The following is a 13,949-nucleotide window of genomic DNA, read 5'->3' as shown; positions in this document are numbered from 1 at the left end:
CGAGGTTTTACGTATAACGTCCGAGGTCATACGTACCATGTCCGCAGCGCGCGGGTCCACCCCGCGCCAGGCCACCCCCCGGGTGACCGGCCCGTGAACCGTCCGACGCGGAGGCTTGTGTGCAGACCCCGGAGCCGCTCGGCGGCGCCCGCCCCACCAGCAGGGACGTCGCCAGGACCGCGGGCGTCTCGCAGGCCACCGTGTCGCTCGTGCTCGGCGACAAGTGGCGCGGGCGTGTGTCGGAACGCACGGCCGAGGTCGTGCGGGAGGCCGCCCGGAGCCTCGGCTACCGGCCCAACCTCGCCGCCCGCAACCTCCGCCTCGGCCACACGCGTACGGCGCTGCTCGTCGTCCCGGCGCTCACCAACGAGTTCTTCGCCCGCGTCTACACGGGCGCGGCGACCGTGGCCGCCCGGCACGGCTTCGGGGTCGTCCTGTACCCCTCCCCCGACGGCGTCGGCCCGGCCAGGGACCCCTTCGCCTCGGCGCGGGCGGCCCTGGACGGGGTCATCGCGTCCTCGATGGCCTCGGACGCGCTGAAGGCCTTCCGGGGCACCGACCTGCCCCTGGTCATGCTCGACAGCGACCCCGCCGACACCGGCGCCGCCGCGCACGTCAACCTCGACATCGCGGACGGCATGCGGCAGGTCACGGGCCACCTGCTGGCCCTCGGCCACCGGCACTTCGTCCACCTGGCCTCGGCCGTGCCGTCCTGGACCTTCGACGTCCGCGGCGCCGCGCTCGCCGAGGCCCTCGCCGGCGTCTCGGTGCGGACGGTCCGGGCGCCCCTGGACGTGCACGGCGCGATGGCCGCCACCGAGCGCGCCCTCGCCGCTCCCGGGCCCCGCCCCACCGCGCTCGTGTGCGACGACGACATCCTCGCGGCGGGCGCCTGCAAGGCCCTGCGGCGCCTCGGACTGCGGGTCCCCGAGGACGTCTCGGTCACCGGTTTCGACGACCTCGCGCTCGCGACCGCGGTCGAACCGGAGCTGACCACCGTCTCGCTGCCCGCCGAGCGCATCGGCGAGCGGGGCATGGCGGCCCTCCTGGCGGTCCTCGCGGGCGAACCGCCGCAGCCGGACGACCTCCCGGTCACCCTGGTCCCCCGCGGCTCCTCGGGCCCCCCACCGGCCGCCTGAGCCGACGACGCCGAGGGCCCCCTCCTCGGCGGACAGGCCGAATACCCGACCCGAGGCGGGAAAGTCGAGGGCCTCGACCCGCGGCGGACAAGCCGAAGGCCCCGGTCCGAGGCGGACAAGCCGAAGGCCCCGGTCCGAGGCGGACAAGCCGAAGGCCCCGGTCCGCTCGCGCGCACCGGGGCCCCTTCGACAAGGAACGCCTACTCCTCCGGAACCTCGTCCGAGGGCTCGTCCGTCTTCGTCACGGCCGCGTTGTCCGCCTGAAGGAGACGGGACAGCTGGCGGCCGATGATCCGCTTGAACTTGCGCTGCTGCGGGCGCGTGCGGTCCAGGACCGCCACCTCGAGGCGCTCCGCGGGGATCTCCCGCTCGCTGCCGTTGGTGTCCCGCGAGAGCGCCTGCACGGCCAGCTTCAGGGCCTCGGCCAGGGACATGCCGTCCCGGTGCCGCTGGTCCAGGAAGGAGCTGATCTGCTCCGCGTTCCCGCCGACCGCGACCGAGCCGTGCTCGTCCACGATCGAGCCGTCGTGGGGCAGCCGGTAGATCTGGTCGCCCTCCGGCTCGGTGCCGACCTCGGCGACGACCAGCTCCACCTCGTACGGCTTCTCCCCCGCGCTGGAGAAGATCGTGCCGAGCGTCTGGGCGTAGACGTTGGCCAGGCCGCGCGCGGTGACGTCGTCCCGGTCGTAGGTGTAGCCCCGCAGGTCGGCGTAGCGCACGCCGCCGATGCGGAGGTTCTCGTACTCGTTGTACTTGCCGGCGGCGGCGAAGCCGATCCGGTCGTAGATCTCGCTGAACTTGTGCAGGGCTCGCGAGGGGTTCTCGCCGACGAAGACGATGCCGTCCGTGTACTGGAGGACGACGAGGCTGCGGCCTCGGGCGATGCCCTTGCGGGCGTACTCCGCCCGGTCGGCCATGGCCTGCTGGGGTGAGACGTAGAACGGAGTGGACACCGGCGGTCCGTCCCTTTCTTCTGGGCTCCTACAGAGCGACGAGTGGTCAGAGCAGGGCGGCGCGCGGCCCGTCGGGCTGCGCGAGACGCCGCTCGGTGACCGACCGGGCCAGCTCCGAGGACTCGGCCTCGGTGAGCCTGCGGAAACCCTCCTCGGTGATGACGGTGACGAGCGGGAAGATCCGGCGGGCCATGTCGGGGCCACCGGTCGCCGAGTCGTCGTCCGCCGCGTCGTAGAGCGCCTGCACGACCAGGGTCGTGGCCTGCTGCTCGGTGAGGTCGGCGCTGTAGAGCTTCTTCATCGAGCCGCGCGCGAAGATCGAGCCGGAGCCGGTGGCGGCGTACCCCTGCTCCTCGGAGCGGCCGCCGGTGACGTCGTAGGAGAAGATCCGGCCCTTGCCCTTGCCCTCGTCCCAGCCCGCGAAGAGCGGCACGACGGCGAGGCCCTGCATGGCCATGCCGAGGTTGCCCCGGATCATGGTGGACAGGCGGTTCGCCTTGCCCTCCAGGGAGAGCGTGGCGCCCTCCACCTTCTCGAAGTGCTCCAGCTCCAGCTGGAAGAGCTTGACCATCTCCACGGCGAGACCGGCGGTGCCGGCGATGGCGACGGCGGAGTACTCGTCGGCCGGGAAGACCTTCTCCATGTCGCGCTGCGCGATCATGTTGCCCATGGTGGCCCGCCGGTCGCCGGCGAGGACGACCCCGCCGTCGAAGGTGACCGCCACGATGGTCGTGCCGTGCGGGGCGTCGAGGACGCCCTCCGGCAGCTTCCGGCGGCTCGGCAGCAGCTCCGGCGAGTGTGCCGACAGGAAGTCCAGGAAAGAGGACGATCCCGGCGTCAGGAAGGCCGCCGGCAGACGCCCGGTGCTACGAGGGTTGGCTTCCACGCGATTCCTTCCGGGTGGGAGAGTCGGCCCGCCGTGGGACGCGCGGGCCGATCTTGCTTGCTGTGCACGGACCATACCCGTGCCACCGCCTGTCATCCGTCCCCGGACCCACGGCTTTTGCCGGGGCTCCGGGGACGGAGGGGTACAGGCGCGGGAGGCGGCTACTCGCCGCCCTTCTGGACGAAGCTACGAACGAACTCCTCCGCGTTGGACTCGAGGACGTCGTCGATCTCGTCCAGCACGGAGTCCACGTCGTCGCTCAGCTTCTCCTGGCGTTCCTGGAGATCGGAGCTCGCCTCCGTGGTGGTCTCCTCGACCTCCTCCGTGGAACGCGTCGCCTTCTGCTGTCCGCCGCCGGTGTCCTTGGTCGCCATATCCCTCACCCCGCTCGAAATCGGCCCGCTCGGTTGAGTCCGTACAAGATCAGACCCTATAGGTCGGGTCTGACTTCGGCCCCGCAGTTTCCACTTCGCCCGGGCACTGATTCCATGATTCCCAGTGCCGGGGCATTTCAGGCCCGTACCGGGCCCCCGATCATCCGCCGGACAGGACGCGGACGAGTTCCTCCGCGGTCCGGCAGCGGTCCAGGAGCGCCTTCACATGGGCCTTGGTGCCGCGCAGCGGCTCCAGGGTCGGCACGCGCTGGAGCGAGTCCCGGCCCGGCAGGTCGAAGATCACCGAGTCCCAGGAGGCCGCGGCCACGTCGTCGGCGTACTGCTCCAGACAGCGGCCCCGGAAATAGGCCCTGGTGTCCTCCGGAGGCACCGTCTCGGCCTCCCGCACCTCGGGGTCCTCCAGGAGCCGCTTCATGCGCCCTCGGGCCACCAGGCGGTTGTACAGGCCCTTCTCCGGGCGCACGTCCGCGTACTGGAGGTCCACCAGGTGCAGGCGGGCCGCGTCCCAGTCCAGGCCGTCCCGGCGCCGGTAGCCCTCCATGAGCTCCCGCTTGGCGATCCAGTCGAGCTCGCCGGCCAGGCTCATCGGGTCGTTCTCGAGCCGGTTGAGGGTGTCCTCCCAGCGCGTGAGGACGTCCTTCGTCTGCTCGTCCGCGTCCGAGCCGTACCGCTCGTCCACGTACTTCCTCGCCAGCTCGAAGTACTCCATCTGGAGCTGGACCGCGGTGAGCGTCCGGCCGCTGCGGAGCGTGACGAGGTATTCGAGGGTCGGGTCGTGCGAGACCTGGTGGAGCGTCCTGACGGGCTGGTCGACGGCGAGGTCCACGGTGATGAACCCGTCCTCGATCATCGACAGGACCAGCGCGGTCGTGCCGAGCTTGAGGTAGGTCGAGATCTCCGAGAGGTTGGCGTCACCGATGATCACGTGCAGTCGGCGGTACCTCTCGGCGTCCGCGTGCGGCTCGTCGCGCGTGTTGATGATGGGCCGCTTGAGGGTGGTCTCCAGACCCACCTCGACCTCGAAGTAGTCGGCGCGCTGGCTGATCTGGAAGCCGTTCTCCCGGCCGTCCTGACCGATGCCGACCCGGCCCGCCCCGGTCACGACCTGGCGGGAGACGAAGAAGGGGGTCAGGTGGCGCACGATGTCCGAGAAGGGGGTCTCCCGCTTCATCAGGTAGTTCTCGTGCGTGCCGTAGGAGGCGCCCTTGTTGTCGGTGTTGTTCTTGTAGAGGTGGATCGGCTGGGCTCCGGGGAGCTGGGCGGCGCGGACGGCCGCCTCCGCCATGATCCGCTCGCCGGCCTTGTCCCAGAGGACGGCGTCCCGCGGGTTGGTGACCTCGGGCGAGCTGTACTCGGGGTGGGCGTGGTCCACGTAGAGCCGGGCACCGTTGGTGAGGATCACGTTGGCCAGGCCGATGTCCTCGTCGGTGAGCTGGCTGGAGTCCGCGGCCTCGCGGGCGAGGTCGAAGCCGCGGGCGTCCCGCAGCGGGTTCTCCTCCTCGAAGTCCCAGCGGGCGCGGCGCGCCCGGTGCATCGCCGCCGCGTAGGCGTTGACGATCTGGGACGAGGTGAGCATGGCATTGGCGTTCGGATGCCCTGGGACGGAGATCCCGTACTCCGTCTCGATGCCCATTACTCGCCGTACGGTCATGCGGCCCTCCTTGCCCGGCGTCGCTCACAGTGCGCGACTCGGCGTTACCGAAGAGCCTAGAACGGCTCCGCGCTGGTGGGGAGATCACTTGCGGTATTTCCCGTGCTGCCGGAAGAAACCCGTGCTGCCCGGGAAGAATTCTGGACGGAATGCACCGGCTGCGGATGCCCGGTTTCCGGACATCCGCAGCCGGTGTGCGTTTTACAGGTACTGACCGGTGTTGGCCACCGTGTCGATGGAGCGTCCCGTGTCCGCGCCCTGCTTTCCGGTGACGAGCGTGCGGATGAAGACGATCCGCTCGCCCTTCTTCCCGGAGATCCGGGCCCAGTCGTCGGGGTTGGTGGTGTTGGGCAGGTCCTCGTTCTCCTTGAACTCGTCCACGCAGGCCTGGAGGAGGTGGGAGACCCGGATGCCCTTCTGGTTGTGGTCGAGGAAGGCCTTGATGGCCATCTTCTTGGCCCGGTCGACGATGTTCTGGATCATCGCGCCGGAGTTGAAGTCCTTGAAGTAGAGGACTTCCTTGTCGCCGTTGGCGTACGTGACTTCGAGGAAGCGGTTCTCCTCGGATTCCGCGTACATCTGCTCGACGACCGACTGGATCATTCCGTGGGCGGCGGCGGCCTTCGAGCCGGCGTGCTCGGAGATGTCGTCCGTGTGGAGCGGCAGGGTGGCCGTGAGGTACTTCGCGAAGATGTCCTTCGCGGCCTCCGCGTCCGGACGCTCGATCTTGATCTTGACGTCGAGCCGACCGGGCCGCAGGATCGCGGGGTCGATCATGTCCTCGCGGTTGGAGGCGCCGATGACGATGACGTTCTCCAGGCCCTCCACACCGTCGATCTCGGCGAGCAGCTGGGGGACGATGGTGTTCTCCACGTCCGAGCTGACACCGGAGCCGCGGGTGCGGAAGAGGGATTCCATCTCGTCGAAGAAGACGATGACGGGGGTGCCCTCGCTCGCCTTCTCCCTCGCACGCTGGAAGACGAGGCGGATGTGCCGCTCGGTCTCGCCGACGTACTTGTTGAGGAGCTCGGGCCCCTTGATGTTGAGGAAGTAGGACTTCCCCGCGGGCTGTCCGGTCACCTCGGCGACCTTCTTGGCCAGCGAGTTGGCCACGGCCTTCGCGATCAGCGTCTTGCCGCAGCCCGGCGGCCCGTAGAGCAGGATGCCCTTGGGCGGTCGGAGCTCGTGCTCCTTGAAGAGGTCGGGGTAGAGGTACGGGAGCTCGACCGCGTCGCGGATCAGCTCGATCTGGTTGCCCAGACCGCCGATCTTGTCGTAGTCGACGTCCGGGACCTCCTCCAGAACGAGCTCTTCGACCTCGCTCTTGGGGATGACCTCGTAGACGTAGCCCGACCTGGCGTCGAGCAGCAGGGCGTCGCCGGGGCGGATGGTGACGTCCAGCAGAGGCTCGGCGAGCCTCACCACCCGCTCCTCGTCGGTGTGCCCGACCACCAGGGCGCGCTCGCCGTCCTCGAGGATCTCCTTGAGGGTGACGATGTCCCCGGCGCGCTCGAACTCCATGGCCTCGACCACGTTGAGCGCTTCGTTGAGCATGACTTCCTGGCCGCGCCGGAGCTCTTCGAGCTCGACGCTGGGGCTCACGTTCACCCGGAGCTTGCGGCCCCCGGTGAAGATGTCGCACGTGCCGTCCTCGTTCGCCTGCAGGAAGACACCGAAGCCGGCCGGCGGCTGTGCGAGCCGGTCGACCTCCTCCTTGAGGGCCACGATCTGGTCGCGGGCCTCACGGAGCGTATTGGCGAGCCGCTCGTTCTGCGCGGACACGCCGGCCAGGTTCGTCTGCAGCTCGACGATCCGCTCTTCGAGAATCCTCGTGTGTCGCGGAGAGTCGGCGAGCTTGCGGCGCAGGACGGCGATTTCCTGCTCGAGATAGGCAACCTGACCGGCGGGGTCCTCAGACCCTCGCCCCGGCCGGATGCCGCGGTTGATGTCGTCGTCGTGGGCTGCCACGGTCCTCACCTCCTCCAAGGGGAGCTGGACGCTTCCTGACCCTACCTGCGTGGGTGGTGATTGAAACCCCTAGATCAAAAAGACTCCGGGCCGTGTCCGATCTTCACCCTTGCGCTTCCCCTCTCGCCAGCTGAATACCCACCCTTTCGCCGTCTGAAAGCGGGCGGTTGTATCGTCGTCATGGGTCAACACCCTTCAGAGGGGGCCCGACTTACCCGCGCGAAGCAGAAACGGCAGGAGAAATGACCGTGCAGAACGAGGCCCCGGCGACGGGTGTCGAAGAGGCCCTGGAGGTCTGGATCGACCAGGACCTGTGCACCGGGGACGGGATCTGCGCGCAGTACGCTCCCGAGGTCTTCGAGCTGGACATCGACGGGCTCGCTTATGTGAAGAGCGCCGACGACGAGCTGCTGCAGGACAGCGGGGCGACGACGCCGGTGCCGCTGCCGCTGCTCCAGGACGTGGTGGACTCGGCGAAGGAGTGCCCGGGCGACTGCATCCACGTGCGCCGGGTCTCCGACAAGGTCGAGGTGTACGGCCCCGACGCGGAGTGACGGGTCAGGCGCTCCGTGCCTCGGCACGGGCGACGCGGACGAAGGCGCCGCCCTGCCAGTTCCAGCTGACCTGCTCCTTCTCGTCGGGGCAGCACATGGGGACGTCGAGGGACGAGTAGCCGAGCAGGGTGGCGTGGACCGCTCCGTCGCGTACGTGGAGCTCGGCGACGCTCTTGCCCGCTTCCGGCTCGACGAGCGTGGCCACCACGCGCGCGGGGGTGCCCGTGCCCTTGCCGCGGGTCAGGACGTAGACGCCGCTCGGCGGTGTGCCCGAGCCGGCTTCGCAGTGCACGACCGCAACGGTCTCCGGGTTCCCGTCGCCGTCGAGGTCGCCGGAGGCACGCTTCGCGATCTTGTGGGGGCCGCCCCTGCACTCCAGGGGGAAGTCGACCGTCGCGGCCTCGGGGGCGGGCGCCGGACGCGGGGCGGCGGGGGCCCCCGTGGCTCCGGCGGGGCCGGGCTGGAGCAGTCCGGCCAGGGCGACGACCGCGGCGGTCGCGGTGGCGGTCGCGAGCCAGTGCGCGGGTCTGGCGTGCGTGTGCGCGAGGCCGGACGGATCCACGGGGTCCTGGGCGGCGGAGTGCTGCACGCGAGACGTCTCCTGTGAGGGCGGTGCGGAGGGTTTCGGGCATCGTGCCACACGTCACAGGGCTACGGAACAGGCGGGGTCTCACCGGGCGTCGGCCGCGGCTGCCCGTGCGTCAGACCTCGGGGCCGCGCGTCGCCGCGGGCGGGCCACGCGGCGCCGCGGGCGGGGCCGACCGGGCTCGAACATGAGGACGCCGCCGTCGAGTTCCAGCCCGGGGGCGGGAAGTCGACGGCGGCGGCGTGCGGGTGTCGGGACGTCAGCCCTTGTTGGGGCCTTCGTAGTCCTCGCCGTACGCGCCCTTGGCGGGGCGGCGGCGGCGCATCGGGGGCTCGACACCGTCCGCGAGGCGGCGGGCGGTGACGAGGAAGCCGGTGTGGCCGATCATGCGGTGATCGGGCCGGACGGCGAGGCCCTCGACGTGCCAGTTGCGGATCATGGACTCCCAGGGCTGCGGCTCGGCGTAGCAGCCGAACTCGCGGATGGACTCCACGGTGCGCGCGAGCTGCGTGGTGGTCGCCACGTAGCAGCAGAGGATGCCGCCGGGGACGAGGGCCTTGGAGACGGCCTCCAGGCACTCCCAGGGAGCGAGCATGTCCAGGATGACGCGGTCGACGTCCGTGTCGGACAGGTTGTCCTGGAGGTCGCCGACGGTCAGCTGCCAGGCCGGGTGGGGACCGCCGAAGTAACGCTCGACGTTGCCCTTCGCGATCTCGGCGAAGTCCTCACGGCGCTCGTAGGAGTGCAGCATGCCGCTGTCGCCGATGGCGCGCAGGAGGAAGCTGCTCAGCGAGCCCGAGCCCACTCCCGCCTCCACGACGCGGGCGCCGGGGAAGATGTCGGCGAAGGCCAGGATCTGCCCCGCGTCCTTGGGGTAGACCACGGCGGCGCCGCGGGGCATGGACAGGACGTAGTCGGGGAGCAGGGGGCGCAGCGCGAGGTAGGCGACGTTTCCCGTGGTACGGACAACGCTGCCCTCGGGGGCGCCGATCAGTTCGTCGTGCGGGAAAGAACCCTTGTGGGTGTGGAAGTTCTTTCCCTCTTCGAGCGTGAACGTGTAGTGACGGCCCTTGGGGTCGGTCAGCTGAACCTGGTCCCCGACCTTGAAGGGCCCGCGTCGGCGGGCGGCACCGGTCGGTTCGGACATGTGAGCACCTTATCAAGGGCCCGGGGTTACGAAGACGGTCGCGCCATGGCCCGGACGAAGGCGCGCTCCACGTCGGTGGTGGCGAGGACTCCGTAGATCTCCCCGGTCTCCTCGACGACGAGGTACTCGGTGGCGGGGCTGGCGCGGAGGTGGTCGAGGAGGGGCTGGCCGGTGAGTTCCGCGGGGACGCGCATCCCGTCCACGAGGTCCTGGGTGAGGGCGCTGACGGCGACCCAGGGGCGGCGGTGCTGGGGCACGGCGGCGATGGCGGCCTCGCGGACGATGCCGGTGGGGTCGCCGACGCCGTCGACGACGACGAGGGCGCGGGCGCCGGCCTCGTTGGCGCGGCGGAGGGCCTCGGAGAGGGGGGTGGCGGGTTCGACGGGGATGGCGCGCCGGGTGAGGGTGCGGGCGCGGAGCTCGGGGAGGTGCTCGCGGAGCCGGGCCACGCGGAGGCTGTTGCCGGCGCCGGTCCAGATGATCGCGGCCAGGATGGCGGCGAGGAGGGCGTCGGTGACGGTGTCGAGTCCGCTGATGTCGTCGGTGGAGTTGCCGAGGAAGCCGGTGCGGGTGAGCAGGGGCAGGCCGACGAGGACGAGGACGGCGAGGGCGCGGCCGACCCAGGCGGCCGCGACGGTGCCGGTCATGGGCTTGCCGGTGATCTTCCAGACGACCGCGCGGAGCATGCGGCCGCCGTCGAGGGGGAGGCCCGGGAGCAGGTTGAAGGCGGCGACGATCAGGTTGGAGATCATCAGGCCGGCGAGGAGGACTCCGGGGACGGTGCCGGGCTCGACCAGGTACAGGGAGAGGTAGAACACGCCGGAGAGGACGAGGGAGAGGAGCGGGCCGACGAAGGCGAGGACGAACTCGCGGCCGGGGGTCTCGGTCTCCTTCTCGATCTCGGAGACGCCGCCGAAGAACTGGAGCTGGATGCGGCGCACGGGCAGCTTGAAGCGGAGCGCGGCGATCGTGTGGGCCAGCTCGTGGACGAGTACGGAGGCGTAGAAGGCGACGGCGAAGAAGAGGGAGACGAGGTAGCGGGCGGCGCCGAGTTCGGGCAGGACCCGCTCGATCTGGTCGCCGAAGACCCAGGTGATGAGGGCGGCGACCAGGAACCAGCTGGGTGCGACGTAGACGGGCACGCCGAAGGGGCGGCCCATGAGGATCCCGCCGCCGGGCTCCTCGGTCCGCTGCGGCTTGGGCTCGTCCTGGTTCACGGGTTCCTTTCGTCGCGACGTGTGGACCACGTCGGTGCGTCACGGTTCGATCATGCAGTGCGACGGGGTCCCAGGTCGATGGTATTCCGCTCGCTGTCGGTGGCGGGTCGTAGGGTCTGTGTCATGAGTACGAGCGAGCAGGTGCCGGCGGAGCCCCGGGCGCCCATGTCGTTGTCGCCGTCGCGGGCGAGCGATTTCATGCAGTGTCCGCTGCTGTACCGGTTCCGGGTGATCGACCGGCTGCCGGAGAAGCCGAGTGCGGCGGCGACCCGGGGCACGCTGGTGCACGCGGTGCTCGAGCGGCTCTTCGACGATGCGGCGGCGGAGCGGACGGCGCCGCGGGCGAAGGCGATGGTTCCGGGGCAGTGGGAGCGGCTCCTGGAGGCGAAGCCGGAGCTGGGCGAGCTGTTCGCGGAGGATCCGGACGGGGAGCGGCTCGCGGGGTGGCTGGGTGAGGCGGAGCGGCTGGTCGAGCGCTGGTTCACGCTGGAGGACCCGACGCGGCTGGAGCCGGCCGAGCGCGAGCTGTTCGTGGAGACGGAGCTGGATTCGGGGCTGCGGCTGCGCGGGGTGATCGACCGGGTCGACGTGGCGCCCTCGGGCGACGTGCGGATCGTCGACTACAAGACGGGCAAGGCGCCGCGGCCCGAGTACCGCGAGGGCGCGCTGTTCCAGATGACGTTCTACGCGCTGGTGGTGTGGCGGCTGAAGCGGGTGCTGCCGCGGCGGTTGCAGTTGGTCTATCTGGGCAGCGGGGACGTGCTGACGTACGACCCGGTGGAGGCGGACCTGCTGCGGGTGGAGCGGAAGCTCCTGGCGCTGTGGGACGCGATCCGGCTGGCGACGGAGACGGGTGACTGGCGGCCGCGGCCGACGAAGCTGTGCGGCTGGTGCGACCACCAGGAGGTCTGTCCGGAGTTCGGGGGGACTCCCCCGGTGTATCCGCTGAAGATCGTTGCCGCGCGCCCGCCGGAGTCGGGTGAATCCGGGCAGGGCAGAATGGACCCGGCGCCGTCGGCACCGTGACGGCGGCCCGTGCCGTGAGCTCAGCCCGCCCCGTGAAGGAGTCCTTGTGACGATCCGCGTCCTCCTGGTCGACGATCAGCCGCTGCTGCGCACCGGCTTCCGGATGATTCTGGAGGCGGAGCAGGACATCGCGGTGGTGGGCGAGGCCGGTGACGGTCTCCAGGCGCAGGAGCAGGTGCGTGCGCTGCAGCCGGACGTGGTCCTGATGGACATCCGCATGCCGCGGATGGACGGTGTGGAGGCGACCCGGCAGATCACGGGTCCGGGCCGGGACGGTCCGGCGAAGGTGCTGGTGCTGACCACGTTCGACCTGGACGAGTACGTGGTGGAGGCGCTGCGGGCGGGGGCGAGCGGCTTCCTGCTGAAGGACGCCCCGGCGAACGAGCTGGTGCAGGCGATCCGGGTGGTGGCGGCGGGCGAGGCGATGCTGGCGCCGTCGATCACGCGCCGGCTGCTCGACAAGTACTCGGCGCATCTGCCGACGGGTGAGGAGCAGGTGCCGGACGCCCTGAGCACGCTGACCGACCGTGAGGTCGAGGTGCTGAAGCTGGTGGCGCGGGGCCTGTCGAACGCGGAGATCGCGGCGGACCTGTTCGTCAGCGAGACGACGGTGAAGACGCATGTGGGCCATGTGCTGACGAAGCTGAGCCTGCGGGACCGGGTGCAGGCCGCGGTGTACGCGTACGAGAGCGGTCTGGTGCGGCCCGGCGGCAATCAGTAGCCGGTCGCGGGTACGGCGGAGGGCCCGGTGCGCGTGTCGCGCGCCGGGCCCTCCGTGGTGCGGGCTCAGCCCTTCTTCAGCTCCCAGAAGCGGAAGACGGTGGACGCGTCGAGGGTCCATTCGAGGCCGGTGACGTCGTCGCGGGCGACGGCGTACTGCTTGCCCTGCCAGAGCGGGAGGAGCGGGAGTTCCTCGGCGACGAGGTCCTGGAGCTGCCCGTACTCGTCGGAGGAGGCGGCGCGGTCGGCGAGGCCGGCGGTCTTCGGGAGGATCTTGCCGGTGATGGTGGCGTTCTCGTAGCCGTTGCCGAGGACGTTGCCCTCGCCGAAGAAGGGGGCGGTGAAGTTGTCGGCGTCGGGGTAGTCGGGGACCCAGCCCTTGACGTAGACGCCGTACTTGCCGGCGGCGATGTCCTTCTCGTACTGGTCGAAGGCGACGGACTTGACGTCGGCCTCGAAGAGTCCGCTGGCGTTGAGCTGGCCGGCGATGGCCTTGAGCTCCTGGTCGGTGGCCGGGCCGTAGCGGCTGGGCGTGGACCAGAGGGTGAGCTTGACCTTGCCCTTGATGTCCGCGTCGCGCAGGGCCTTCTTCGCCTTGGCCGTGTCGGGGCTGCCGTAGGTGTCGAAGAAGGCGGTGTTGTGACCGGCGATGCCCGAGGGGACGATCGAGTAGAGCGGCGTGGCCGTCGACTTGTAGACGTTCTCGACGAGCTCCTCGCGGTTGACGAGGTGGGCGATGGCCTTGCGGACGCCGAGCTTGCCGACCACGGGGTCGTTCACGTTGAAGACGAGGTGCTGGACCTCGGCGCTGGTGCCCTGGATGACCTCGATGCCCCGGTCGTCCGTGGTGTCGGAGTTCTCGAGCGCGGCGATGTCGTCGGCGGCGAGGCCTCGGTAGGCGACGTCGATGTCACCGTCGGCGAGGCCCTTGGAGAGGGCGGCGCGGTCTCCGCCGTAGAGCTTGAGGGTGATGGCCCCGTTCTTGGGCTTGGCGGTGCCCTTGTAGTTGGGGTTGGCGGAGAAGGTGGCCTCGGTCTCGCTGAAGGAGTCCAGCTTGTAGGGGCCGGAGCCGGTGGCCTTGCCGTCGGTGCGCAGGGCGTCGGCGGGGTAGTCCCGGTGGTCGACGATGGAGCCGGCGCCGGAGGCGATCTTGCTGGGGAAGGTGGCGTCCGGGACCTTGAGGCGGAAGACGACGGTCTTCTCGTCGGGGGTCTCGATGGACGCGATGCTGGAGAGCAGCGGCGCGGGACCGGACGGGTCGGCGATCTTGAGGGCCCGCTCGAAGGAGAACTTGACGTCCTTCGAGGTGAGCGCGTTGCCGTTGGAGAAGGTGAGGCCGTCCCGGAGGGTGCAGGTGTACACCTTGCTGCCCGAGGTGAAGGCGCACTTGTCGGCGGCCTCGGGCTCGGGCTCGGCACCGCCCTTGGGGAAGGCCAGCAGGGACTGGAAGACGTTGTTGAACAGCAGCCAGGAGCCGGGGTCGTAGCCGGCCGCCGGGTCGGTGGCGAGGATCTCGTCGGACATGCCGACGCGTATGCCGCCGCCGGAGCCCGAGCCTCCGCCCTGCTCGGTGCCGCAGCCGCTGAGGAGGGCGGCGGACAGCCCCGCGGCGAGCGGGGCCGTCAGCCACTTGTTGTGTGCCTTCACAGAACTTGCCTCTTGATCTCTTGCCAGGCCGGCCGCGCGCTGGTGCGCGGCCGGTAACCG

The 13,949-nt window shown here is 70.4% G+C and carries 13 protein-coding genes; 4 read left to right on the top strand and 9 right to left on the bottom strand.

Annotated elements, in window-relative coordinates:
• Window positions 1-119: 119 nt before the first annotated feature.
• Window positions 120-1,139 (top strand): LacI family DNA-binding transcriptional regulator, encoded by a 1,020-nt coding sequence (locus ACF08F_RS20135; protein WP_392299885.1) that lies wholly within the window; start codon window positions 120-122, stop codon window positions 1,137-1,139.
• A gap of 200 nt (window positions 1,140-1,339) precedes the next feature.
• Here ACF08F_RS20135 and prcA read toward each other — a convergent pair whose 3' ends face one another.
• The 5 genes from prcA to arc form a co-directional block, all read right to left on the bottom strand.
• Window positions 1,340-2,092 (bottom strand): proteasome subunit alpha, encoded by a 753-nt coding sequence (gene prcA / locus ACF08F_RS20130; RefSeq protein WP_392299884.1) that lies wholly within the window; start codon window positions 2,090-2,092, stop codon window positions 1,340-1,342.
• A 46-nt stretch (window positions 2,093-2,138) separates the two neighbouring features.
• Window positions 2,139-2,978, bottom strand: coding sequence for a proteasome subunit beta (prcB, locus tag ACF08F_RS20125; protein WP_392299883.1), 840 nt, complete (start codon window positions 2,976-2,978; stop codon window positions 2,139-2,141).
• A 161-nt stretch (window positions 2,979-3,139) separates the two neighbouring features.
• Complete coding sequence (locus ACF08F_RS20120) at window positions 3,140-3,352, bottom strand: ubiquitin-like protein Pup (protein ID WP_055644448.1); 213 nt, start codon at window positions 3,350-3,352, stop codon at window positions 3,140-3,142.
• 160 nt (window positions 3,353-3,512) lie between these two features.
• Window positions 3,513-5,024, bottom strand: coding sequence for a depupylase/deamidase Dop (gene dop, locus ACF08F_RS20115; protein ID WP_392299882.1), 1,512 nt, complete (start codon window positions 5,022-5,024; stop codon window positions 3,513-3,515).
• Between the two features lie 201 nt (window positions 5,025-5,225).
• Entirely contained in the window at window positions 5,226-6,992 is a 1,767-nt protein-coding gene (arc, locus tag ACF08F_RS20110; protein WP_392299881.1) for a proteasome ATPase, read from the bottom strand.
• Between the two features lie 242 nt (window positions 6,993-7,234).
• Here arc and ACF08F_RS20105 point away from each other — a divergent pair, with 242 nt between their 5' ends.
• Window positions 7,235-7,546 (top strand): ferredoxin, encoded by a 312-nt coding sequence (locus tag ACF08F_RS20105; protein WP_392299880.1) that lies wholly within the window; start codon window positions 7,235-7,237, stop codon window positions 7,544-7,546.
• Window positions 7,547-7,550: 4 nt separating this feature from the next.
• On the opposite strand, the gene ACF08F_RS20100 is transcribed toward ACF08F_RS20105, so the two are convergent.
• The 3 genes from ACF08F_RS20100 to ACF08F_RS20090 form a co-directional block, all read right to left on the bottom strand.
• Window positions 7,551-8,135: a hypothetical protein gene (locus ACF08F_RS20100; RefSeq protein ID WP_392299879.1), complete on the bottom strand. Its 585-nt coding sequence runs from the start codon at window positions 8,133-8,135 to the stop codon at window positions 7,551-7,553.
• A gap of 256 nt (window positions 8,136-8,391) precedes the next feature.
• Entirely contained in the window at window positions 8,392-9,279 is an 888-nt protein-coding gene (locus tag ACF08F_RS20095) for a tRNA (adenine-N1)-methyltransferase (protein WP_015032448.1), read from the bottom strand.
• Window positions 9,280-9,305: 26 nt separating this feature from the next.
• The gene (locus ACF08F_RS20090) at window positions 9,306-10,439 is read right to left on the bottom strand and encodes a site-2 protease family protein (RefSeq protein WP_392300121.1); all 1,134 of its coding nucleotides are present in this window, start codon (window positions 10,437-10,439) and stop codon (window positions 9,306-9,308) included.
• 180 nt (window positions 10,440-10,619) lie between these two features.
• On the opposite strand from ACF08F_RS20090, the gene ACF08F_RS20085 reads away from it, so the two are divergent.
• Together ACF08F_RS20085 and ACF08F_RS20080 are read left to right on the top strand one after the other, a co-directional pair.
• Window positions 10,620-11,522: a RecB family exonuclease gene (locus ACF08F_RS20085; protein WP_392299878.1), complete on the top strand. Its 903-nt coding sequence runs from the start codon at window positions 10,620-10,622 to the stop codon at window positions 11,520-11,522.
• Window positions 11,523-11,568: 46 nt separating this feature from the next.
• The gene (locus tag ACF08F_RS20080) at window positions 11,569-12,243 is read left to right on the top strand and encodes a response regulator (protein ID WP_392299877.1); all 675 of its coding nucleotides are present in this window, start codon (window positions 11,569-11,571) and stop codon (window positions 12,241-12,243) included.
• Between the two features lie 65 nt (window positions 12,244-12,308).
• On the opposite strand, the gene ACF08F_RS20075 is transcribed toward ACF08F_RS20080, so the two are convergent.
• Window positions 12,309-13,889, bottom strand: coding sequence for an ABC transporter substrate-binding protein (locus ACF08F_RS20075; protein WP_392299876.1), 1,581 nt, complete (start codon window positions 13,887-13,889; stop codon window positions 12,309-12,311).
• Window positions 13,890-13,949: the final 60 nt, after the last annotated feature.

It is taken from the genome of Streptomyces sp. NPDC015130 (genome assembly GCF_043080005.1).
Taxonomy (GTDB): domain Bacteria; phylum Actinomycetota; class Actinomycetes; order Streptomycetales; family Streptomycetaceae; genus Streptomyces.
This window is presented reverse-complemented; position numbering and strand designations above follow the sequence as displayed.

Bases quoted from the DNA above. Each gene is read 5' to 3' on its own strand.
- dop (WP_392299882.1), bottom strand. From the start codon at position 5,024: ATGACCGTACGGCGAGTAATGGGCATCGAGACGGAGTACGGGATCTCC.
- ACF08F_RS20090 (WP_392300121.1), bottom strand. From the start codon at position 10,439: ATGGGCCGCCCCTTCGGCGTGCCCGTCTACGTCGCACCCAGCTGGTTC.
- ACF08F_RS20085 (WP_392299878.1), top strand. From the start codon at position 10,620: ATGAGTACGAGCGAGCAGGTGCCGGCGGAGCCCCGGGCGCCCATGTCG.
- ACF08F_RS20095 (WP_015032448.1), bottom strand. From the start codon at position 9,279: ATGTCCGAACCGACCGGTGCCGCCCGCCGACGCGGGCCCTTCAAGGTC.
- ACF08F_RS20105 (WP_392299880.1), top strand. From the start codon at position 7,235: ATGACCGTGCAGAACGAGGCCCCGGCGACGGGTGTCGAAGAGGCCCTG.
- ACF08F_RS20120 (WP_055644448.1), bottom strand. From the start codon at position 3,352: ATGGCGACCAAGGACACCGGCGGCGGACAGCAGAAGGCGACGCGTTCC.